The organism is Sulfurospirillum sp. hDNRA2 (genome assembly GCF_024206095.2).
Taxonomy (GTDB): domain Bacteria; phylum Campylobacterota; class Campylobacteria; order Campylobacterales; family Sulfurospirillaceae; genus Sulfurospirillum.
On the sequence record NZ_CP159800.1, the window covers coordinates 1591483 to 1613631 of the forward strand.

At 39.6% G+C, this 22149-nt stretch carries 19 protein-coding genes and 1 CRISPR repeat array; of the genes, 10 read left to right on the forward strand and 9 right to left on the reverse strand.

Annotated features, from left to right (window positions below; translation table 11 throughout):
- Positions 1 to 34: 34 nt before the first annotated feature.
- From NL930_RS08030 to NL930_RS08060, 7 genes are read left to right on the forward strand one after another with little or no spacing between them, the layout of a single operon-like run.
- On the forward strand, positions 35 to 1117 hold the full coding sequence (locus NL930_RS08030; RefSeq protein WP_254376301.1) for an ABC transporter permease: 1083 nt from the start codon (positions 35 to 37) through the stop codon (positions 1115 to 1117).
- On the forward strand, positions 1114 to 1740 hold the full coding sequence (locus NL930_RS08035; RefSeq protein WP_254376302.1) for an ABC transporter ATP-binding protein: 627 nt from the start codon (positions 1114 to 1116) through the stop codon (positions 1738 to 1740). Before NL930_RS08030 ends, NL930_RS08035 begins: the two co-directional genes overlap by 4 nt.
- Positions 1724 to 3301, forward strand: coding sequence for a cbb3-type cytochrome c oxidase subunit I (locus tag NL930_RS08040; protein ID WP_254376303.1), 1578 nt, complete (start codon positions 1724 to 1726; stop codon positions 3299 to 3301). Before NL930_RS08035 ends, NL930_RS08040 begins: the two co-directional genes overlap by 17 nt.
- Positions 3294 to 4295: a hypothetical protein gene (locus tag NL930_RS08045; RefSeq protein WP_254376304.1), complete on the forward strand. Its 1002-nt coding sequence runs from the start codon at positions 3294 to 3296 to the stop codon at positions 4293 to 4295. Before NL930_RS08040 ends, NL930_RS08045 begins: the two co-directional genes overlap by 8 nt.
- Positions 4285 to 4824 carry a YceI family protein gene (locus NL930_RS08050; RefSeq protein WP_254376305.1) on the forward strand — a complete coding sequence of 180 codons (540 nt, stop codon included), beginning with the start codon at positions 4285 to 4287 and terminating at the stop codon, positions 4822 to 4824. Before NL930_RS08045 ends, NL930_RS08050 begins: the two co-directional genes overlap by 11 nt.
- Before the next feature lie 11 nt (positions 4825 to 4835).
- Entirely contained in the window at positions 4836 to 5597 is a 762-nt protein-coding gene (locus NL930_RS08055) for a metallophosphoesterase (RefSeq protein WP_254376306.1), read from the forward strand.
- A complete protein-coding gene (locus NL930_RS08060) occupies positions 5587 to 6219 on the forward strand; it encodes a histidine kinase dimerization/phospho-acceptor domain-containing protein (RefSeq protein ID WP_039674758.1) in 633 nt (210 codons plus the stop codon). Before NL930_RS08055 ends, NL930_RS08060 begins: the two co-directional genes overlap by 11 nt.
- Before the next feature lie 86 nt (positions 6220 to 6305).
- Positions 6306 to 9996: a CRISPR direct-repeat array (repeat unit 30 nt; unit sequence GTTTAAATACAAATCTTGTGTCGGTCTGAG).
- A 165-nt stretch (positions 9997 to 10161) separates the two neighbouring features.
- Here NL930_RS08060 and cas2 read toward each other — a convergent pair.
- The 8 genes from cas2 to cas6 are packed head-to-tail and all read right to left on the reverse strand — an operon-like array spanning position 10162 to position 18683.
- Positions 10162 to 10473, reverse strand: a complete 312-nt coding sequence (cas2, locus tag NL930_RS08065; protein ID WP_025344303.1) for a CRISPR-associated endonuclease Cas2 — start codon at positions 10471 to 10473, stop codon at positions 10162 to 10164.
- Entirely contained in the window at positions 10470 to 11474 is a 1005-nt protein-coding gene (gene cas1b, locus NL930_RS08070) for a type I-B CRISPR-associated endonuclease Cas1b (protein WP_039675947.1), read from the reverse strand. The genes cas2 and cas1b overlap by 4 nt, the downstream gene beginning before the upstream one ends.
- A gap of 6 nt (positions 11475 to 11480) precedes the next feature.
- Positions 11481 to 11975, reverse strand: coding sequence for a CRISPR-associated protein Cas4 (gene cas4 / locus NL930_RS08075; RefSeq protein WP_254376307.1), 495 nt, complete (start codon positions 11973 to 11975; stop codon positions 11481 to 11483).
- On the reverse strand, positions 11972 to 14380 hold the full coding sequence (gene cas3, locus NL930_RS08080) for a CRISPR-associated helicase Cas3' (protein ID WP_254376308.1): 2409 nt from the start codon (positions 14378 to 14380) through the stop codon (positions 11972 to 11974). Before cas3 ends, cas4 begins: the two co-directional genes overlap by 4 nt.
- Positions 14367 to 15173, reverse strand: coding sequence for a CRISPR-associated protein Cas5 (gene cas5 / locus NL930_RS08085; protein ID WP_254376310.1), 807 nt, complete (start codon positions 15171 to 15173; stop codon positions 14367 to 14369). The genes cas3 and cas5 overlap by 14 nt, the downstream gene beginning before the upstream one ends.
- A 3-nt stretch (positions 15174 to 15176) precedes the next feature.
- Positions 15177 to 16112, reverse strand: coding sequence for a type I CRISPR-associated protein Cas7 (locus tag NL930_RS08090; RefSeq protein ID WP_254376311.1), 936 nt, complete (start codon positions 16110 to 16112; stop codon positions 15177 to 15179).
- 1 nt (position 16113) lies between these two features.
- On the reverse strand, positions 16114 to 17961 hold the full coding sequence (locus tag NL930_RS08095; RefSeq protein WP_254376312.1) for a hypothetical protein: 1848 nt from the start codon (positions 17959 to 17961) through the stop codon (positions 16114 to 16116).
- The gene (gene cas6, locus NL930_RS08100; protein WP_254376313.1) at positions 17958 to 18683 is read right to left on the reverse strand and encodes a CRISPR-associated endoribonuclease Cas6; all 726 of its coding nucleotides are present in this window, start codon (positions 18681 to 18683) and stop codon (positions 17958 to 17960) included. Before cas6 ends, NL930_RS08095 begins: the two co-directional genes overlap by 4 nt.
- 119 nt (positions 18684 to 18802) lie before the next feature.
- On the opposite strand from cas6, the gene ybaK reads away from it, so the two are divergent.
- Positions 18803 to 19282: a Cys-tRNA(Pro) deacylase gene (gene ybaK, locus NL930_RS08105; protein WP_254376314.1), complete on the forward strand. Its 480-nt coding sequence runs from the start codon at positions 18803 to 18805 to the stop codon at positions 19280 to 19282.
- Here the strand turns inward: ybaK and NL930_RS08110 are convergent.
- The gene (locus NL930_RS08110; protein WP_254376315.1) at positions 19272 to 19676 is read right to left on the reverse strand and encodes a PAS domain-containing protein; all 405 of its coding nucleotides are present in this window, start codon (positions 19674 to 19676) and stop codon (positions 19272 to 19274) included. The two genes, ybaK and NL930_RS08110, sit on opposite strands and share 11 nt — an antisense overlap.
- 143 nt (positions 19677 to 19819) lie before the next feature.
- On the opposite strand from NL930_RS08110, the gene NL930_RS08115 reads away from it, so the two are divergent.
- Together NL930_RS08115 and NL930_RS08120 are read left to right on the forward strand one after the other, a co-directional pair.
- A complete protein-coding gene (locus tag NL930_RS08115; protein ID WP_254376316.1) occupies positions 19820 to 20875 on the forward strand; it encodes an FIST C-terminal domain-containing protein in 1056 nt (351 codons plus the stop codon).
- Positions 20876 to 20931: 56 nt separating this feature from the next.
- The gene (locus tag NL930_RS08120) at positions 20932 to 22149 is read left to right on the forward strand and encodes a sensor histidine kinase (RefSeq protein WP_254376317.1); all 1218 of its coding nucleotides are present in this window, start codon (positions 20932 to 20934) and stop codon (positions 22147 to 22149) included.

Below are 22149 nucleotides of genomic sequence, written 5' to 3' on the forward strand. Positions count from 1 at the left end.
TAAAATTGTCACAAATATAAAACAAGGGGTCGTTTTGATTTCACTTTTCTTTAAAGCGCTGAATCGTAACCGCTTTAAAACGTTTCTCATTTACCTAAGCATTACCGTTGCAATTACGGCGATTTTTATGATCACTTCGATTTCACGGGGTATCATCGGCATGTACTCCACGATGCTCAAAACCGAGGGCGACATCATCGTCACGCAAGCTAAAATCGCCGATACCTTTTTCAGCGATGTGAACGCGTCTCTTGCCGACACCATCAAAACGATTGCAGGGGTGAAAGAGGTTTACGCGATCATTCTAGGGGCAAGTCCTATCAATGACCTTCCCATCGCTGCGATTTACGGGGTGAGTGAAAACCGCTTTAAAACCTATGCGCTCACGGAGGGTGCTTACCCAAAAAAAGGCGAAGTCATTTTAGGTAAAAACATCAACGCACGCCTGCATGCACCCAAATCTATCTCCATTTCAAATAAAACATTTACTGTTTCAGGCATCTTTGAAAACGGTGTCGGCTTTGAAGATGGTGGGGCGGTTTTAAACCGTTGGGATGCCAGTGCCATTTTCAACAAAGACGCGTCTATCTTGCTTGTCAGCATCAAGCGAGACACGAATGTGGAGAAGCTGATAGAGCATATCAACGCGATTAGCCCTGACATTGAGGCGAAAACCACCCATGAATTTGTGGACAATTACAATCAGTTTAAGATCATCGAAACCTCTTCCAACGTCATTAGTGCCGTGGCATTTTTGATGGGACTGCTTGGGATTGCGAGCCTCATCAGCATTACGATTAACGAACGTCGCAGTGAGTTTGGCATTTTAAGAGCCATCGGTAAGTCATCTAATTTCATCATGACGATGGTCGTGGGTGAGACGTTTATCATCACCTGCGTTGGCTTTCTCTCGGCTCTTCTTTTCTCCAAAGTGCTTCTGTTTATGATCGCGCATATTGAGAAGTTTCAAGGCTATGTGAACGGTGAGCTTAGCTTCGAGACGATTGCAACGGTCTTTGGTTTTTCCCTTTTCATGGCGCTTTTAGGCGCGCTGCTTCCAGCCTATAGCGCTTCAAAGATCGATCCGATCATCCTGATTCAAAGGGGTGCATTATGATACTTGAAGCACGTGGCATTACCCATTACTACAAAAATGACTTAGCTCTCGATGACGTCAATTTTAAAGCGAAACGTGGCGAGTTTATCGCCATCGTGGGGGAGAGTGGCAGTGGAAAATCCACTCTACTCTCTATTCTTTCATCCTTGTTACGCCCTACTAAAGGCGAGCTGTTTTTTGAGGAGAAGTCGTACGCGCTCATTAAAGACATCGACGCATTTCGTCAAAAAGAGATTGGGTTTATCTTCCAGTTTCACTACCTCATCGGGTATTTAACGATTTTGGAAAACATCAAGCTTGCCGCCATTGACAAAAAAAGCCCCTACATCGACACGCTTTTTGAGCAATGTGGTATCGAAGCGATTAAAAGCAAATACCCCGATGAGATTTCGGGTGGTCAACGCCAACGTGCCGCCATTGTCAGGGCTCTGGTTAACTCACCTAAAATTATCTTTGCCGATGAGCCGACAGGCAACCTAGACTCACACAATTCGCAAAATATCTATGAGCTATTCAAATCGCTCTCCCAAAGTGGCACGACCCTTATCATCGCGACGCACGACCGCAATGTATCGACGTATGCAGACAAAATTATCGAGGTAAAAGATGGAAAAATTCTCTAGTTTTATACAAAAAGCCTTTGCGATAGGCGCACTCTTTTTAGTGCTTGGCTTAGCCTTTGGATTTGAGTATTCGCTCAACCTTTTGGGTTACTTTCTGCCCTCTTCCACGCTCTCAGCGGTCAATGCAAGAAGTGTACATGTCTCGTTGATGCTCTATGGTTTTGTGCCGTTGATGCTCTCCTTTTTGCCGTTTGTTTTGATGGAAAAAGAGAATGTCCACAGTGAAAAAGGGCTTGAAAAGCTCAAAATCTACTTTACCCTTTGGTGCATCTTTTTGGTCTTTATGACTATCAGCCTTCTTTTAGGCGTGCATCGAGGTCTGGTCTTTTACGACTTTGCATATGAGCTCAACTTCATTCTTGCCTTTTCGGGTGTTTTTTACATCTTAGCACTCTATGACTACATTAAAGCGTACAAGGTCATTCCATTGTGGATCAAAGTCTCGTTATACCTTGTCATCGCCTCACCCATAGCGCTTTTGGTGCTGATGAATCCAGTTATCGGGCAAGTGGAAAAGACCATTCAAGGACCGCATGGAGACAATACTTTGGGTATGAGTTTTACCCTGATTCCTATTTTTTACTTGCTCATTAAACTGCATGCTAAAGAGACGTTTGTTGCGAAATATCACGCAATGTGGATCATTCCATTGGTTGGCTACATTGCTTCGGTTGCGCACCGCATTTTTATCGGTGATCTTAGCTACAACCAAGAGTGGTTTTTTCAGTACCTAACGCTTTGTTTTGTGCCTTTGCTTATCAAATGGCTGAGAGATGCGAACATTACGTTTAAAAACAACCCATTTTTGACCATCTCAGTCTACTCGTTTTTATTTGTGGACATAGAGGGAAACATCTTGTTTATCCCTTCCATTCGCTGGTTATTTCACCGCAATGACCTCGTTGTAGCGCATGCACATATTGCTATGGGTGTGGGTATCTTTTTTATGGCAATGGCAGTCGTTTCGCCCTACCTTAAAAAGCTCAACCAACGCTCGTTTAGCCTTTTTTACACACTTGGTTTTACGCTGATGCTGATCGCCCTTTCGATGGCAGGACTGATGGAAGCGGGCTTTTTGCAAGCAGATATTCATCTTTTATGGACGATTCGAATGCTCTGCGGTCTCTTTATCATCCTCGTGAGCATTGGCTTTTTCTACCCACAACTTGGACTCAATGTTGAGAAACTAGACGCTCTTAGGCTCTACCATCTCACAGGCTTTCTCTCCGACGCACTGGGTGGCATCTTTTTATTTGCCTTTGCCGCGACCTTGTACCCACTTTTAGGATTTGGCTTTGAAGGCAAGTACGAGTATGTCGTGTTTGCCTTTATGACAACGACGGGCATTTTGCATCTTTTTGGTCTGCTTCAGCCCTTATATGCGCCTATGCTCGCCAAAATAAGCGCGTTTAATCGCATTGTCGTCTCCGCTATGTTTTTATCGCTTTATCTTTCGCACCAGTTGGGGGTTGAAGCGATGCTGATCGCTGTGTATGACCTTGTGTTTGCCTCCATTTACGTTATGTTTGCATCCCAATTACAAAGGAGACTGTATGTTTAATGCCCTTTTTACTCTCTTTGTTGCGAGTGAGTTTTGCTACTACTTGCTCATCGCACAAACAGGGATTATTGAAGTGTTTCACTCCGACATCCAAGCCTTCTTTACCCTTCCGCTCGGTGGAATTTTAGGAAGTTTGCTGGTGTACCGTTCGTTTGGCTGGCTCAATACCGACCAGAAAAAAATCATCTTTTTTGTGGGGCTTCAAGCGCTCTGTTCACTCTTTTACCCTTCGTTAAATTTGGTGGTTTTAGGTGCTCTTGGCGTCAGTTTGGGTATGAGCGCACCGCTTTTGATTAAATTTACCAAAGGTCGCTACACCGAAATTGCCATAGCGCTTGGCATTACTTATGCACTGGCTACGGCTCTTTTTACGTATGAGCCTATTTTACGGGGCAATCTTGCTATTGCGCTCTCACTCATTGCCTTTACATGTAGCTTTTTTATTCACCGTTTACCAGCTCTTGAGCAAGAGATTGCGCCTGAGCGTTTGAGCATTTACGCGGTTTTATCGATGTCTATTTGGGCGTATTTGGATTCAAATCTATTTGAAACACTCTCACGCACGAGCGACATCTCCATCTGGCGAGCGGAGACATGGCACATCATTTTAGTCTTTCACTTGGTAGGAATGGGCTCAGCCTATTTGCTTCGTGACACGCTAAAGGAGCATCACTCCTTTATCATCGCGTTTTTGTTTGCACTCAGTTACATGCTCTACGCGGCGCGCGAAGCGGTGCTGTTAAGTATGATCTATCCGTTTGTGATCTCGTACTACAACTTTGTTATTCTTAAACGTCTTTCAAAGTTTGGCAATTTACGATTGCTTGGGGTCATCATGGTGTTTACCGGTTGGATCGCAGGCGGTGGCGGGCTCCTTAGCGCGCTTGGCGGCTACACCTATGTTGGTGTTATCTTTATTTGTGTGCTTTTGTGCGCCGAAATCTATAACTTTCTATATCAAACTTCTCAAAAAAGGATCAACAATGTTTACTAAAATCGCCTTTTCACTGCTTTGCGCTTCACTGCTTTGCGGTAGCATGTATGCCAAAGAGCTCAGCTTTAAAGAGGGCACCATTGGCGCTCAAACGGAAATCTTAGGTGATAGCAATATCAACCCAAAAAGCTCTCAAGTTGAGGCAAAACTCAGTATGGACGATGCCATAGAATCCCTTAAAGGCGACATTTCACTCGATCTTTTAAATCTTAAGAGTGAAAATGACAAACGCGATGAGCATATGTATGAGACTTTACATGTAAAAGAACATCCAAGCACGGTTTTCCAACTCAAAGAGGTGAGTAAAGAATCTGACGGCTACCACCTTATCGGTCTTCTCACGCTCAATAAACAGACCAAAGAGATCAATACTAAAGCCGACATAACCGACCAAAACGATCTTTTAAAACTCAAAGGCGGTTTTAGCATCAAGATGAGTGAGTTTGGCATCGAGCCTCCAACCCTTCTTTTTTTAAGCGTGCGTGATGAAGTTGTCATCTCTTATGACCTGACTTTGGCGAAAAATTAAGAGGCGCACTAATGTTTGAAAAAGCGTATACACGGCTGAATTTTAAACGTCTTAGGGTTGGCATCACAAACCTCCCCTCCTCGTTTGAAAACTTTACCATCGTGCATCTGAGCGATTTACATGTAAACGCTAAAACACCCTTGCCTGCGCTTGAAGAGTTGATCGATAAAATCAATGAACTGGAGATCGACATGATCGCACTCACAGGCGATCTGTTCGATGCCAATCCAGCACGCATACGCGCCCAACTCGAACGTCTCAGTCACATCAAACACCCTGTCTATTTTGTGAGCGGCAACCACGATCTTTTGTTTACATGTAAAGAGTTAGCGCGTGAAATTGAGATGCTTGGATTTATCTTTTTAGACAACCGCATTATCACTCTCAAACGTGGCGATGAAGCACTTCAATTTGTCGGGCTAAGCGATGCGTATAGCCGCTATTTTGGCATCAAACGAGACCCAAAGAAGCTGTTTGGTGAGCTGGATGCAAAGATTCCTTCCATCTTACTTGCCCATCAGCCCAAAGATATTCGTTTAGCACACACGTTTGCTATCGATTTGCAACTAAGCGGTCATACGCACGGCGGGCAGATTTACCCGTTTGGCTACATCGTGAGGCTTTTTCAACCCTACCTCCACGGTTTACATGTAAAAGACAAAACGCAGATATTTGTGACAACGGGGTATGGCAGTTGGGGCTTTGATTTTCGTTTTAAAGCACCCAGCGAAGTCGTTATTATTCGACTTATAAAGGCAGAGCATGCCGATTAAAGTAAAGTTGCTGTTGTGGTATTTATTGATTCAGAGCCTTATTTTAGCCGGTTTCAATTACGCGCTTTACATCAATGTCGAGCACAATCTTCGCGAAAATATTTCAGGCGTCATCCAAACGCATGAGGCGATCGAGCACTTTTTAAACACGGTGTGGCTGTTGAGCCCTTTTAGCATTGTGCTTTCAAGTTTTGGCGGATATTTTTTGATCGGTCGGTATTTTAAACCGCTTAAAGCGATGCTTCACAACATGCAAACAATCAACGCGAAAGAACTTTCTCAGCGCATCGTAACGCACGAAAACGACGATGAGATCAACCGACTCGCCACCGCGTTTAACGCGATGCTAGAGCGATTGGAGTATTCATTTACCGCGATTAAAGCGTTTAATACCCAAGCCTCCCACGAGCTTAGAACACCCCTGACCATTATGAGAGGAGAGATCGAAATAGCCTTGAGAAGAGAACGTTCCAATGAAGAATACCGTCGTATCTTAGAAGTGCAACTCGAAGAGATCCAAGCCCTGCAAACCCTCATCGAAAATCTACTCTCTTTAGCCGAAGGCAACACCAGCCTGAGCCATAAATACTTTTCAAAAATGCACCCGCCGTTTTCGATTTGAAAACCCGCTTTTAAACATCAAAGGCGTACATCAAACACGAGTAGCGGTTTGAGTTATGTAAATAGACGAAGACGTTAGATATAGTTGTTTAAATACAAATCTTGTGTCGGTCTGAGCCAAATCGGAGCCGAAGCAGCGCTAGATGCGTTCGAGTTTAAATACAAATCTTGTGTCGGTCTGAGAGAATTATTGAAGTCAGACATAGTGGAAAAAAGAGGTTTAAATACAAATCTTGTGTCGGTCTGAGGCGCGCTTACTCAAACAATAGACGATTCTAGCGCGAAGTTTAAATACAAATCTTGTGTCGGTCTGAGCAGAGAAATTATCATTTTAAAGCCTGAAACAACTATGTTTAAATACAAATCTTGTGTCGGTCTGAAGTAAATACCCTGCAACCTATAAACCTCTTCCGACGTTTAAATACAAATCTTGTGTCGGTCTGAGAAGAAATCGAGCTACAAGCGCAGCAAATGCACTAGTTTAAATACAAATCTTGTGTCGGTCTGAGGAGCACCCGCCCCACTATTGTTAGAAGCTAACGCCGTTTAAATACAAATCTTGTGTCGGTCTGAGGGTTTGTACCATAGCCCTGCGATAATGGGCGCAAGGTTTAAATACAAATCTTGTGTCGGTCTGAGGACGCCGTTTTTGGAAGACGGAGACATTATGTTCGTGTTTAAATACAAATCTTGTGTCGGTCTGAGTTTCTTAAATCGATGATGATGTTGGGGGTTAAAAGTTTAAATACAAATCTTGTGTCGGTCTGAGGATACGCTTACCACGTTTGTCAATACGTTCGCGAGTTTAAATACAAATCTTGTGTCGGTCTGAGTTTGTCCAGTCCGTTCTGACTTCTACTTTGTCGCCGTTTAAATACAAATCTTGTGTCGGTCTGAGTTGAATTGTGGATATGTCATTCTGAAGTTTTTTTCGGTTTAAATACAAATCTTGTGTCGGTCTGAGAAGTCGCTTCAACAGTATTTGTATCCGTGTAATGAAGTTTAAATACAAATCTTGTGTCGGTCTGAGTTTGATTTACAATTGTTCGACTACCTTGTTTAAGTGTTTAAATACAAATCTTGTGTCGGTCTGAGAGGTTATCCGTTACGGTAATTACAAAAAAAGTCAGTTTAAATACAAATCTTGTGTCGGTCTGAGCGGTTCTGCTAATATGAATATTAGCGGTGCTATGCCGTTTAAATACAAATCTTGTGTCGGTCTGAGCGGACATTTCGGGGCTTATAAATAAGCTCGTCCCGGTTTAAATACAAATCTTGTGTCGGTCTGAGGAAACAAACAACAAGACACATTATTTTAATGTTAAGTTTAAATACAAATCTTGTGTCGGTCTGAGTGAGCGAAAAAATAAAAATGGGGAACTCATTTCCAGTTTAAATACAAATCTTGTGTCGGTCTGAGTTCTTACAAAATTTCCTAATTCTGTAATTTTTTAGTTTAAATACAAATCTTGTGTCGGTCTGAGGTCGTCTTTAAACATTTGCATTTGTACGTCCGCGTAGTTTAAATACAAATCTTGTGTCGGTCTGAGATTTTGCCTTCTTGTAGATGCAGGAGTAGCCATCTTGTTTAAATACAAATCTTGTGTCGGTCTGAGTTTCCTGATCTTTGTAAATTTGTTTATCCTCTTCTTGTTTAAATACAAATCTTGTGTCGGTCTGAGATGCTCTTTGAGTTCAATCTCATGGCAGTAGTCATCGTTTAAATACAAATCTTGTGTCGGTCTGAGTTGTGGTGTTACCTTTAGCTTTATAGATGCAAGTATGTTTAAATACAAATCTTGTGTCGGTCTGAGTAAAGCCGTAAATTCATACCCTTGCACATCGCATGTTTAAATACAAATCTTGTGTCGGTCTGAGTGGGCAAGGCGAAAGTTTAGAATTATATAACTCTTTGTTTAAATACAAATCTTGTGTCGGTCTGAGCTGGCGTAATGCCGTTAAGCGAAAATGTAGACTCTGTTTAAATACAAATCTTGTGTCGGTCTGAGTTATAGCATAATTTAAATAAACACATTTTATACTGTTTAAATACAAATCTTGTGTCGGTCTGAGACACAATAAAGTGAAACAAGATATAGAAGTGTTTTGGTTTAAATACAAATCTTGTGTCGGTCTGAGTTACGCTACCAAGCAACCCACCGCCAAGTAAATTAAGTTTAAATACAAATCTTGTGTCGGTCTGAGCTCTTCTACCTTTTTGCTGTATCCTTCGAATTCTGTTTAAATACAAATCTTGTGTCGGTCTGAGTCTTATTTACGTAGTTATGTGATAAGGCGATTATTGTTTAAATACAAATCTTGTGTCGGTCTGAGTTAGGTCAAAAAGTAAATGATGGCATTAATACGCTGTTTAAATACAAATCTTGTGTCGGTCTGAGGCTAAGCCGTAATAGTTCTTAGGAATAGTCAAGTGGTTTAAATACAAATCTTGTGTCGGTCTGAGGCTTATTGGTAATCAAGTTGCAGAGTTCATTCTTAAGTTTAAATACAAATCTTGTGTCGGTCTGAGAGTAAAAGTTTTAGCGATGTTTGCGCTATTAATGTAAAGTTTAAATACAAATCTTGTGTCGGTCTGAGTAACACTGCACAAAAAATAAACACTTTTTTTATTAGTTTAAATACAAATCTTGTGTCGGTCTGAGAAAGACGGTGTAACAGTTATAGTTACCGATACGCCGTTTAAATACAAATCTTGTGTCGGTCTGAGATTACTTGCGCTATTCCGATAGTCGCTAATGTTGATGTTTAAATACAAATCTTGTGTCGGTCTGAGATTAGGCGAGATAAGCCCTGCGTACTATGGTGCTAGTTTAAATACAAATCTTGTGTCGGTCTGAGTTGCAACTGGTACAAATTGGGATAAAACAGCAAGGTTTAAATACAAATCTTGTGTCGGTCTGAGAAATCGCAACGTTTCCGACAAGTCCATCAAGCGTTGTTTAAATACAAATCTTGTGTCGGTCTGAGTTTACGTGCATAACACCTCCCACAGCAAAACCGGGTTTAAATACAAATCTTGTGTCGGTCTGAGTGCACGGATGGGGGAGTTAACCGGTTTTTCAAGATTGTTTAAATACAAATCTTGTGTCGGTCTGAGGCACCCTGACTCACCTTCATCTATGTTATACTGTCCGGTTTAAATACAAATCTTGTGTCGGTCTGAGTAAAAGAGAAATAAGTACCAAGAAGATCAAACGCTGTTTAAATACAAATCTTGTGTCGGTCTGAGTTTCACTAATAAGTTTAAAATAAAAACCTAAAGGCGGTTTAAATACAAATCTTGTGTCGGTCTGAGGAGATCGCATTGCATAGATTGGTTGGTGTTGTTAGAGTTTAAATACAAATCTTGTGTCGGTCTGAGAGGACAAGCCACAACTCAAATGGGTAACTCTATTCTGTTTAAATACAAATCTTGTGTCGGTCTGAGATCTTGATTTAACGCCTATTTTTCTGACTCTTACTCAGTTTAAATACAAATCTTGTGTCGGTCTGAGGAAAAAAAACTAGACTATAAAGAAGAAAACATCAAAAGTTTAAATACAAATCTTGTGTCGGTCTGAGTTGACGCGTAGAATCATTAGGAGCCCAAGATTGTTGTTTAAATACAAATCTTGTGTCGGTCTGAGTGGAATGAACCGATAAAAAAACAGCAAAAAGTAAAGTTTAAATACAAATCTTGTGTCGGTCTGAGGATTAAATCCGCTTTGACTGCTGAATTTTTAAAAAAGTTTAAATACAAATCTTGTGTCGGTCTGAGGGGCTAGATTATGGGACTTTTCAAAAAGCACTATCCCACAAAATAGCCATTTGTGTCGTTTTTTCCAATTAAAATTAACAATGAATTGTTAAAGATCAAAAAGGCGATTTAACGCCCTATTTTAGCAACTTTTCGCCTAAAAAAGACTAAACTGTGGTTGGAAAATTAGATGAAAATTCCTTCGCTCTCCTTTTTTGGGTTGCCTAGCGTCTCTTCGCTGAAGCTTCCCGATGTTAGCATCTTAATGATTGTCACAAAGTCTATCTCTTTATCAATCACTTTTTTGAGTTCGCTTTGAAGTTTTATTTGGTTGGCAGGGGTGATGTTGCCTCTGAAAATGGACTTTTGGTGATGTTTGAGGTATTTTTTGCAGATTTTAAAGACTTTGGCGACACGGTATTTGCCGACTTCACTAAACTCATCGGCGATGTCGTAGAACAAAAAGACATAATTGTAATTGGTCGTGTCTTTTTTCACATCTTTTCCTTGAGCAAAAAGGGCGTAAATTCTCGTCCTTCGACGATGGTTTTAATGAGTTTGTAGCCGTCTAGTTTGAGGCAATGTTTGTAGGAGACTTTGCGTTTAAGCTTTACATGTAAGAATGTTTCGTTCATGCGTTCTTCAAACGCATCAATGAAAATCTTCTTGCCCTCTTCGTTTAAAAGTGCGTAATTTAGGGATTTGTCAAAGTGTTTGAGCACTTGAAGTTTCTTTCGTCCGACCAGATCAAAGATGGTTTTAAAAACGATGACGGGTTTAAACGCTTCGCTCAAATCCAGACTCAAGCTAAACCGCCCTTCTCTTGGACTATGAAGAAAACTGATGGCTTGGTTGAGATGCGTGTGGTAGATGGAAGCGATGGTTTTGGTGTATAAAAGCGTGTTGCCAAAGCTAATGAGTGCGTTCATGGGGTTATCGGGTGGGCGTTTGACACGCTTGTTCATCACAAAATCTTCGGGTAAAAAGTACTTAAAACTGTCGTAAAATCGACTCCAAATCTGCCCTTCAACGAACATAATTTGCTCGACTTTCATCGTTACATGTAAGAGTGTTGGCACATCGTTTTTCAACCAATCCAGATACGGTTTGAGCTCTTTTTTGTCGTGACGGTAGTAGTGGTACAACACTTCGTGGATGTTTTGAGCGATGGCGGAGACGATGCTTTTGGCGATAACTAAGCGTTCATTGACAAAACTCAAAGACTGTTTTATGGTCAAATCGCCGCTGATGAGATACTCTTTGGGGTAAAAACTGCCGCTGTAGTTGCCGTGGTAGTTGAAGATGTGCATCGTGATGCCAGCCCTAGCGATGAAGTCCAAAAACTTCGTGTTGAAACTCACCTCGTTGAGACAATAAAGCTCCCTCGTCTCTTCGATGGGCAGGTAAAAATTGCCCTTTTCGTTGCTAAAGGCGATGGAGTTATCTTTGCGTTTGAGTTCGCCCATCGAGAAGATGTAGCGTGTGTGATTTTTTGCCATGTTACCTCATATAAAACAGTAATCAAAATAAGCGCATTTTTTGCATTTGTTTTCAAACTTAGGTGGCGGTGGAACTTCGGCATTGATGAGCTGTGTAATGGCTTCTAAAACACGCAAAAGCTCGTGTTCGTTTTGCTCGGTTAATTCGAGTATCTCGCTTTTGGTATTGTGACTTTTTTCATGGTACTCGACTTTGCCTTTGCGCTCGATGCCTTTGCCTTTAAGTTTGTACAGATAAAGCAACACTTGCCATTTCACCGCTTCGGGGTCGGAGTCGGACTTTTTGAGCTCCACAAGGTACTCTTTGGTGAGCTTGTCGATCTTGACATTGTCTATCTTCACTTCGGCTTTTTGAGCTTTCTCTTCGCTAATCTCATGCAACACTTTCCCGATGCGCACATCCTCGCTGTTGTCTTCAAGGTTGATGCGATTGGCGTGAAGCCAACACTGTGTATGACAATGAAAATAGTAGTTGATGAGGGTTCCTGTGATGTTGTTCATAGAAAAATATCGTCTTTCAAACCTAGATATTTTTTTCTATTAAATTTGCCATCTTCAGTAATATATTCTGCATAATCTTTTACAAGATAAATACCACCTTTTTCCTCATCGTAATGAGGTAATACATATTTATCATTAAATCTCAAAATATTGAAAGTAAAAAATTGCATAAGTGCATAAATGTGAGACTTTGCCACCTCTTTTTCTGCAAATCCCTCAATCTCATTGAGTTCGATAAAAGCATTCCATACTTTGTGCCCATCAAGCTTCCCGTCCGTTTGAAAACACTCATCTAAGCCATCAAACTCTTTAACATTTTGATAAAGCGTTATATCAATTTGAAACGGAAAATAAAGCGTAAATGTATCACTTTTAATCAATGTCATTTCTTCTTTGATTTTCTTATAATTGAGTTTTTTGATAGCTTCTTCAAAGTAATTGTGGCTTGTCATCAAACCAGATTTAAACTTCGATTTATCGGTTTTGATTCTCTCTAAAACCTCGCCATAGTACACATCAAACTCTTTGTTTTTTAAAATATCTTGGTACTTTGGCGTTTTCAAATCTAACCCTAGACGATTATCGCCTCGATAGATTTTTTCAGCATCATCCATATCGAAAAAGTAAACCATACCTTCTCTTAAACAACTACGATTGATGCGCCCCATAAACTGCTCTTCACTGTCAATGGTCGAAATATCTTTAAAACCGATGTCCATATCTATATCAACACCCGCTTCAATGACTTGTGTTGCGACGATGATGAGAGGCTCATTTTTACTTTTGTTGATGACATATTGTCGGTACGCTTTGTTATCGTCACCACTGAGTTCGCACACATTTTCAAACTCATCTTTGATGGCGTTGTAAAACTCTCTCGCACTTTGCTTTTTGATGAACTCAAAGAGTATTTTTTTCTCTTTGGGTTGCTCTTTTAATAACTCAACTAACTTTGGTATCGTCATTTTTTCAGTTTTATCAAGTAAAAAATTGATTTTTACTCTATCTTTAAAAAGTGCATTTTGAAATAAATCTCTTTTTTTTTCATCACCGATAAGCGCAACAAAATTGTTTTTTTCTTCAAGAAAAAAATCTAGCTTAGGCAGTGTCGCTGACATAATGATAATTTTCATATTGAGCAAGCTCGCATATTTATCAAAGAACTCCACCATGTACCACCAAAGATGGTTATTGTAACTTTGTATTTCATCGAGGATAATGACGCTGTTTGCCAACTGCCAAAGGGGAAAGTTGTCTTCTTTAGATGTACCAAAGAAAATATCAAACAGTGCCACATGCGTAGTAATGATAGCTGGCGCATGAAAAAAGAGTCGATTGACGTATGATTTTTCGTACTTGCTTTCTGTATCTTCTTGGTCTTTTTCACTTACGTTTATCGGCGTTATCGAGTTAATCACTTCGATTGACAATTCATTTTTAAAGATGTCATCAAAAACGTTTTTTGTCTGCTCAACGAGCGTATTGAACGGAAAGATGTAGAGTAATTTATTGAGATGCTCATGGTGTTCTAAAAGTTTTAACGCTAAGTTGATAGAAGTAATGGTCTTACCGCTTCCTGTTGGAGCTTCAAGGTAAAAGATGTTTTTATCTAAGTTTTTGAGCAGATTTTCCTCTGCTTCTTGAAACATTTCGCTTCGTAATTTGTTAATTCCCTTATCGCTTTTGAGTTTACATGTAAAGGTAGAAAAAAGCTCCGTAAGCTTCTGTTTCTTGGAGTTTGAGAACACTCCAAAATCGTCGGTTTTTAAACCAGACATGTAATCAGTTGTAGCGTAATAATCACTGGAAACAAGGAGCGAAAAAAGGAGTTTGTTGAGGATGTAAAATTCAAATTTTTTGTCTAAATAATCGTCTATTTGATTTTTGATATTGTTAAAATCAACGTGTTCATCTCGTTCTTTCTGTGTTTTACAACAATACGTCTCAATACTACCCAAATATCCGTGATGTTTGTCAATATGATAGGCAAAATTGTAAAGAATATATGTCAATCTAAAAAAAGTATTGTCATCTTTTATTTGATTAATAACGGGCAAATAATAATGAATATACTCTAAAGTACCCCTATTAGAATGCGAGCTATCACCACAATTTAGATGCTCTTTAAAGAGAGAATTTAACATCTTTTTTGCCTGAAAGCATGGATTTTTTTTACCTAAATCATGTAAAAAAATCGCATTTTCAAACATCTCTTTAATTAATAAGGCATTTTTACTATCAATCTGCTCAATAATGGCATCAATCAATGGTGCAAGGTTCTTACATGTAACAATCTTTTGATAATAGTTACATGTAAGACTAAGATGCGCTGATAGTGTCTCTTTATCGCTTCCTCTTGTGTGTGCAAAAAATCTCTCATCTATGCCAAAATCAGATAAAAGCATAGTTATTGCCCTCATATGAGAAAACATCTTCAACATTTTCATTTTCAATTTTATGATTTGTAAATACCAGATTTGCATACTCATAAAAATGATGTTGTTCATTAAGACGAATGGGCGAAACTTCTTTAAAGAAGTACGATGGCTCTCCACGTGAAGGAGATTTGGCAATTTTTAGTTTATCTTCTTCAAAGAGTGAAAACAGTTTTTGCTCTTTGATAAACGGTAAAAGCTCAACTATTTTCACTTCAGCAATCTTTGCAGGATGGTCGTTTTTACCAAGATAAGGTATAAAAACCGACTTACCTCCCAAAAGATACTCGCTAATCTTTTGAAAAACGTCACTTCCATCATCTAGTATCAGTATCTGCCACACAGGATTTTCAAGCCACTGCTCACGAACAATCAAGTTTCCTTCATCGGAAGCATAACCCACAGAATTATTAAAGGTTTGAATTTTTTTATTAAAATAGCCATTAGAAGAAGGTGCAAGTGGTGTAATAGCTATTTTAAAATGTTGAAGCTCTTGATAAAATTGTGGAAGCTCTTTATCTACTTCTTGTAATTTTTTTTCCACAATTTTTTTCTCTTCACCTTTTGAGTTTTTAAGCTCAACCTCTAAACGCTTTTTTTTATCAAACAACTGATTATGCCCACCAAGTCCGATGATAGCTCCAAGCATTCCCAAAAGTGCAGGCTTATGAATGTTGTTGTACGTAAAATAGGCAAATACATTCACATCAGGTTTTCTAAAACATGCTGTTTTGCCGCTGAGTATAAACCTAAGCGCTTTCATGGGTTATAGTTTCTCTTGGGTAAAGATGTTAAATCGACTCAAAGATGTTTTTAGACTGAGTTTAAATGGATTGAAATAAACTTCAACACTCGCATATTTGCCCTCTATTAACTTCTCAAGATCACTAAGATCAATCTCTCTTTTTTGGCTATCAAATGTGATATAGTCACTCAAATCTGGCAAATAGCACTCTTCATCTTTACATGTAAGAAACAGAGCAAACTCATTTTCGCACCCAAATTTTGAGTTGGTACTGTAAGCCGTTGCACTCACCAACGCTACTTTTTTAAACTCAGCATAGTCTTCTTCGGTGTAGCCTTGAAACTCTGATCCTAAAAGGGTTTTGTATTCATCATAATTTTTGGGGTTGATACTAAAACCATAAAAATAGTGCGCTTCATCGACGGTGATTTTTGTACCAAGAGTTGACTGATTTCTTTCTTTCCCTTCAGCACCTTCTATTAAAAATTCTTTTCCAGTCTTATCTTTAGGATTTCTAAATGGAGATAAAATATCTTGAACTTCTATATTGGTATCATCAAATTTATTAAATCCTTGACCAAATTGCACGGCACCTGTAATAGAAATATTTTGCCCCTCTTCTGCAAATGTAGCACCAAAATTTTTTACATCAATAAAGCTAAATAAGGTTTTTAAAGCTTCACTCGTTTTAGTGTTTTTTGCTTCCTTATTTGTTAAATTTGTATATCTCTCAGCTAAAGTCATTGGAACCATTTTATTTTCAGCTTTTTCAATTAGCCTTTTAATATACAATACTTTTTTTCCCTCATTTTCCCACATTCTTTTCATAGGATATTTGAGTGCCTTATCGCTTCCAAAAATATCGCCATTGCTTGTTGTTTTTGGTCTGCCTGTAAAGTCCGCATTCCAATTTGCCATTTTTGCTTTAATTCCAATTACTCCGTAAACTCTTGTCATCTTAATTCTCCTCTTTAATTGTGTAAAATATATTATCTGTCATCAAGCCAATTAAAAGCACGTCTATATCATCGTGACTAATTTTTTCGTTGTCTTCAAATGCCAAGAGCATTGAATAAGCATTTTTAAATTTAGAAGTTTTGGAAACTAAATTGAGCTTGTGCCTATACTTTGCCAAATCATTTCGCAGATGATTTTTAAGCATTTTGATATTTTTTGCTTTTAGATAATGTTCCACCAACCTAAATGTTCTATTACTTGATTCACTTTGAGAAACCAAGTAATATGCCATCTGCCCCGAGAGCAATAAAAAATCTTCCTTTGATAACTTCTCATAATCATTAACACTAATTTTTTCTTTTAATGTTTGCAACTTAGATCGAATATCCATAACTTCCCCTTTGTAGTATTCATTTAGAGATATTTTTAAATTTAAAAACTCGGAAACTGAAAATTTGATTTTTGTATCATCAACATGCTCATAATGATATAAAATCATATCTGTTATAAAATTTGCAATTTTTGTATAAAATTCTTTTCCTGTAATTTGTCCTTTTCTAAAATAAGAAAAACAAATGCCTCTAACTATAAAAATAAAATTTACAAGTTTCCCCTCTGTTTTATTAATTTTTTCAGATAAATAGTTTGTTTTCAACTTATTAAAAAATAATCTATTTATCTCATCTTCCAATAAATATTCTTCGTAAAATGGAGGCTTGTCATCTACAGTAATTTTGTCTTTCAATAATAAAAGATGATTTCTCAAAATGAAAGGCTTCTGCTTAAATTCACTAAAAAAACTTGGTAAAAATTCAAACAATTCATAACGTTTCTCTTTCATGTTTTTCATAATGATAAATTGACCAAATTTAGCGTTTAAAAAAGGTTTATCTTGTGTCGTGAATTTTTCAATTTCAAGATAAAAAATTCCTTTATCAATTGAAAGATAATCATCTAAGTATTTAATATATAAAGCTTCGTCTTTACTTTTTGGAAAGGAAATTTTATATTTTGTATTAAGATGCAGCATAAAAGGCTTACTTTCATTTAAAGTATTATCTAAAAAAGGTAATCCTAAGTCACCTATTTTTTTGCTTTCATTTTCGACCGTAAATAGGCTACTAGATAAATATTTCATTTCGCCTTCTTGATACTCTGAAACAGACTTATTTCTAAATATTTTTACTTTAATTTGTTTATGCGCATACTCTTTAAATTCATTTTTTAGTTGAGAAAGAATATATAAAAGCCTCTCTTTAGTAAAAAATTGTTCCTCATTACAAGTATAATCTTCAACCAATTTCTTAAAATAAGCCGAAAGTGCTACTTCAGTAATAAAGCACTCTTCTGAAAGTAATTTCACATCTGATTCATTCAAAAAATCACATTTTTGAATAAATTCATCTACGAAATAAACTGCATCAGATGGCTGAAATATTGCTATAACTTTATCTTTATAATCGGAATAAAATTGTGATTTTGCTGTCGTTTTTTTATTAGTCAGATCAGGCTTAACATCAAAAAGCTTTTTAAAACTCTCCAATGATACCATTGGAAAAGTATCGAATCTCCCAAATAAAGCTAAATTACTGTTACTAAAAATCATTTTACTTCCAACAGCTTTGTTACTATCTAAATATTTTGCTTTTAGATTCATGATGCTAAACCAATCGTATAAATCATTTTTTGTAACATTTTTATCAACAATTAGCTTTTCTACAATATTGGCATCTTCATCTATTTTGATACAAATAGCAGGCTCTTTTTCTAATGCAAATTTTGATGATAAAATCTTTCCATCTGTTTGGATATACAATTCTTTAAATCTCAAATAAACATCATTAATCATCTCATCCCCCTTCCAAGCATAAATCCACCGCCGTAACTATTCTTCTCCCCAACCCCACACGCCAGCGCAACAAATGCCAATTTCTGGCTCACCTCATCTTCATTAGGCACGATCCTAAATTTATTCCCAAAAAATCGGATGGATTTGCCTTCTTTGGTGATGAGGATATTTTGGGGGACTTTGTTTTTGATTTCGATGAGCTGGATGAAATTTTGGTTTACATGTAAAGACTCCCCGAAGAAGCTTTGGTATTTTTTCTCTAAGTTTTCGTGGAGTTGTTTTTGGAGTTGGACGATGTCGCCGCTTTCGTTCATGGTCCAGTATTTGCCGTTGCTTACCGAGACGATGACGGGGGTGGCGCTGTAGAGTTCGGTGATGAAAAACTGTGAAATGGTTTTTTTGTGGGCTTCGACGACGAGGAGATTTTCATTATTGATGTTTTGGCGCAGCGTGGTTGAAAGTGTGTCGATGAGCGTTTCATCGAGGGAGCGAATGGTAAAGGGGTACGGTTCACCGCCTCGATAGGTTTTCTTTTGAATGTCCTCGTCTTTGGGTTTAAAGCCGCTAAAAACGTAGTATTTGAAGCCCTCTTTTTGGTGGACTTCGCCTTCTCCTTCTTGGTACATGCAAAAGCTGATGTATTTGGAAAGCAACTCAAAGCTACGCTCAAAAGCCATCTCTTTTTTTAGGTATGCTACGCATCTCAGTTCAAAATATCTCATCCATCATCCTTATTTTTAAGATTAAATAATCTTACTACGATTTTATTACTTCATAGGTAAAATATTTCAAATTGAAACGTTTTTTGCTACCATTGGTAAAAAATTTGAAAGAACAGAAAATGAGCCTAAAAAAAACGAATGCGGCGCGGTTTTTGGATACGTTGAAACTGCCTTATGAGATGAGTTCGTATGAAGTGGATGAAGAGGACTTAAGTGCGGTGCATGCGGCACAATCGCTTGGTGTTGCACCTGAATGTGTTTTTAAGACGTTAGTAGCGCGTGATGAAGCGAAGCGTGTTTTAGTGGCGTGCATTCCCGCCGCTGAGGAGATAGACCTGAAAGCTTTGGCGAAGGTTGCAAACGCTAAGCGGTGTGAACTCGTGGCAGTCAAAGAGCTTTTGGGACTGACGGGCTACATCAGGGGTGGTTGTTCGCCGCTGGCGATGAAAAAGCACTACCCGACGTTTATCGATGCGAGCGTTTATCGGCATGAAAAAGTGTACGTCAGTGCGGGGCTTCGGGGCGTGCAACTGCATCTTGCCCCGTCCGTGCTGATTGAAGCGACCCAAGCCGTATGCGAGCCTTTGGTTAAAGCTTAGATTTTGCTTCCAACGCGCGCCTAAGATCGTCGATATCGGTATGCGTACCGAGGACGCGTAGGGGCGAACCCTCTTCATTGCGTGCGATAACGCCGCCTTGCGCTAATATCCAGGTATAGTGTCCGTCTTTACAAAGCATGCGATGTTCGCAACGATAATGTTCGACTTTACCGCTAAACAATGCCGCCAATTCATTCAGGCATTGCGTAAAATCGTCCGGATGCACGCGAGAGCTCCATGCGTCTATCGTATCGTTGATTTCATCGGGCTGGTATCCGAGCATTTTTTTCCATTGGGGAGAGAAAAAAATTTCATTGGTTGCGATATTCCAATCCCATATTCCGTGACCGATAAAATCGATCATCTGAATGTTGTACTGTTTATATTCGCTCATGGTTTCGACCTTTTTTAAAACATTAACGCCATCATAACACGCCAACGTTGCAAACACGTTGCAAGCGATATGAGCCGATTGATACAACGCGTTTGTCACGCTAGATGGTGTACAATGACCGCATTAAAACTTTGGAGAGGATGATGTTTGAACAAATCTCTTTTTTCGAGAGTGCGGAAAAACTGCATACGAGTCTTACAAAAGGTCGCTATTTACTGCTCGTCGCCGATCAAACCGACATTGCGCCGTTGGCAACTTTGCCCGACGATATTGCCTTTGTCGGTGCCGTTTTTCCGCGCGTTATTTACCGACATCACACATACGATACGGGAATTATTGTCGCGAAAATGTCCGACTCGACCCTCTCGTGCATTGTCCCCATGGACAATACGACCCAACTCAAACTTCCCGAAGAGACCAACGCGGTCTTAACGTTTATCGACGGTTATTCGATTCATACCGATCGCTTTTTAGAAGTCCTCTATGCCCAATTACCCGAACAAGCACGCATTCTAGGCGCGGGCGCGGGTAAAATGACGCTCGATCCCGCATCGTATCTTCTTTTCGACAACACGCAACGCTACACCAACTACGCCATCGTCGTCGCTTCCAAGCAAAGTGTCGGTCTGGGGATCAAACACGGTTGGACGACCGTTATGGGTCCTTTTATTGCGACGCATTGTTCGGGGCATACGTTGGAAAAGATCAACTTTCAAGATGCCTATAGCGTGTACCGTTCCATCGTCGAAAAAATCAGCGACATTCCTTTCGATCAGACGCCTTTTTTCACGATCGCGCAACGCTTTCCTTTGGGCATCGTTCGTTATAACAAAGACTTTATCATAAGAGAACCCTTTTCGACGAACGGTCAGTCTTTAACGCTCAATGCGCAAATCGACGCAAATTCGGTTATTTCCATCTTAGAAGGTAAAGCCGACGCCATTATCGAAGCGGCTCGCGAAGCCGCCGTTGCTTCCTTACATGTCAAAACACAAGCGCACAGTAACGCCTTGCTGATCGACTGTATTTCACGCTATTTACTTCTTAAAGAGCGTTACGGCGAAGAGTTGGAAGCGATTACTTCCGTGTACGATAGCGCGATTCCGTTGTGGGGCGTTTTAAGTTTAGGCGAAATTGCCAACGCCAATCAAGAAGGAATCGAGTTTTACAACAATACATGCGTCATAGGAACCCTTTAAGTGTTGTATGATTCTCATCAACAAACGTTAGACCGCGCATGTAAGTAGGAGAAACGATGCAATACCTCAACGAACAGCTACTTTTGACGTTCGAATGCGTCAGTTCCATCGGAACGTCCTTAAACTTGGAAACGATGGTCGAGCGCTTTTTGCGTGTTTTTACGCGCAAAACCGGTGCGCTCGCATCGCTTTATTGGCAGTACGTTTCCGAAGAAAAAGGCTACGTCGAACGCTGCTTTTTAGGCAAACAGGCTTTAAAACCGCTTTTTAAACGACCCGACGCGCAGAGCTCAAACGATCAAATTAGCGTCCAAACCGAAGGAAAAAACACTTTTTTATACGTCACGATCGATAGCGACAGTATGGTTTTTCTCTTTTATTCCGATAAAAAAGACCTTGAACTGCTCTGTTCCATCGTCTCTTCGTTTCATTCCAAACTCGAAAATGCCGTGCGCGCGTGCAAAAATCACCACGACCTTTTAGAAATCAACCAAAATTTGGAACGCCGCATCGAAGAAGAAGTCGCTAAAAACCGTGAAAAAGACAAACACATCTTGCAACAATCCCGTCTTGCGCAAATGGGCGAAATGATCAGCATGATCGCACACCAATGGCGTCAGCCTTTAGGCTCTATCTCCGCCGTTGCCGCATCGATCCGTCTTAAAGTTTCACTCAATCGCCTCGATACGAGCAGTGAAGAAGCCCAAGAGCAGTCTAAGGCGTTTTTGCTGGATTCGATGGGCAAGATCGAATCGTACGTGCAATTTCTGACTCACACGATCGATGATTTCCGCAATTTCTTCAAACCCGACAAACAAAAAGAGCATGTAAGCCTCGCCCAACTCGTCAACCGTACGCTTGACATCATCGGCAAAGCGTTGGAGATCAACACCATCGCGATCAAAGTCGACGTCCAAAGTTCACACGAGATTTTGACGTATGCGAGCGAAGTGACGCAAGTCATTTTAAACGTTTTGAAAAATGCCGAAGATGTCATCAAAGAGCGTCACATCAAATATCCGCATATTTTTATCCACATCGAAGAGCAAGAAGAGTGGCACGTTTTAAGCATCGAAGACAATGCCGGAGGCATTCCCCCACACATTCTCCCGTATATTTTTGAACCCTATTTTTCGACCAAAAGCGAGAAAAACGGATCGGGATTGGGTCTTTACATGTCAAAAACCATCATCGAAGAACACTGCGGCGGTATGATCTATGCCGAAAATACCCCGATCGGGGCACGTTTTATCATCAAACTCAAAGAGGAATAA

Excerpts from the sequence above, each read along its gene's own strand:
- NL930_RS08095 (WP_254376312.1), bottom strand. The coding sequence starts at position 17,961 with ATGATTAATGATGTTTATTTGAGATTTAAAGAATTGTATATCCAAACA.
- NL930_RS08110 (WP_254376315.1), bottom strand. The coding sequence starts at position 19,676 with ATGAGCGAATATAAACAGTACAACATTCAGATGATCGATTTTATCGGT.
- NL930_RS08035 (WP_254376302.1), top strand. The coding sequence starts at position 1,114 with ATGATACTTGAAGCACGTGGCATTACCCATTACTACAAAAATGACTTA.
- NL930_RS08090 (WP_254376311.1), bottom strand. The coding sequence starts at position 16,112 with ATGACAAGAGTTTACGGAGTAATTGGAATTAAAGCAAAAATGGCAAAT.
- NL930_RS08120 (WP_254376317.1), top strand. The coding sequence starts at position 20,932 with ATGCAATACCTCAACGAACAGCTACTTTTGACGTTCGAATGCGTCAGT.
- NL930_RS08045 (WP_254376304.1), top strand. The coding sequence starts at position 3,294 with ATGTTTAATGCCCTTTTTACTCTCTTTGTTGCGAGTGAGTTTTGCTAC.
- cas3 (WP_254376308.1), bottom strand. The coding sequence starts at position 14,380 with ATGCTTTTATCTGATTTTGGCATAGATGAGAGATTTTTTGCACACACA.
- NL930_RS08040 (WP_254376303.1), top strand. The coding sequence starts at position 1,724 with ATGGAAAAATTCTCTAGTTTTATACAAAAAGCCTTTGCGATAGGCGCA.
- NL930_RS08055 (WP_254376306.1), top strand. The coding sequence starts at position 4,836 with ATGTTTGAAAAAGCGTATACACGGCTGAATTTTAAACGTCTTAGGGTT.
- cas4 (WP_254376307.1), bottom strand. The coding sequence starts at position 11,975 with ATGAACAACATCACAGGAACCCTCATCAACTACTATTTTCATTGTCAT.
- cas1b (WP_039675947.1), bottom strand. The coding sequence starts at position 11,474 with ATGGCAAAAAATCACACACGCTACATCTTCTCGATGGGCGAACTCAAA.
- ybaK (WP_254376314.1), top strand. The coding sequence starts at position 18,803 with ATGAGCCTAAAAAAAACGAATGCGGCGCGGTTTTTGGATACGTTGAAA.
- NL930_RS08060 (WP_039674758.1), top strand. The coding sequence starts at position 5,587 with ATGCCGATTAAAGTAAAGTTGCTGTTGTGGTATTTATTGATTCAGAGC.
- NL930_RS08115 (WP_254376316.1), top strand. The coding sequence starts at position 19,820 with ATGTTTGAACAAATCTCTTTTTTCGAGAGTGCGGAAAAACTGCATACG.
- cas6 (WP_254376313.1), bottom strand. The coding sequence starts at position 18,683 with ATGAGATATTTTGAACTGAGATGCGTAGCATACCTAAAAAAAGAGATG.
- NL930_RS08050 (WP_254376305.1), top strand. The coding sequence starts at position 4,285 with ATGTTTACTAAAATCGCCTTTTCACTGCTTTGCGCTTCACTGCTTTGC.
- cas5 (WP_254376310.1), bottom strand. The coding sequence starts at position 15,173 with ATGAAAGCGCTTAGGTTTATACTCAGCGGCAAAACAGCATGTTTTAGA.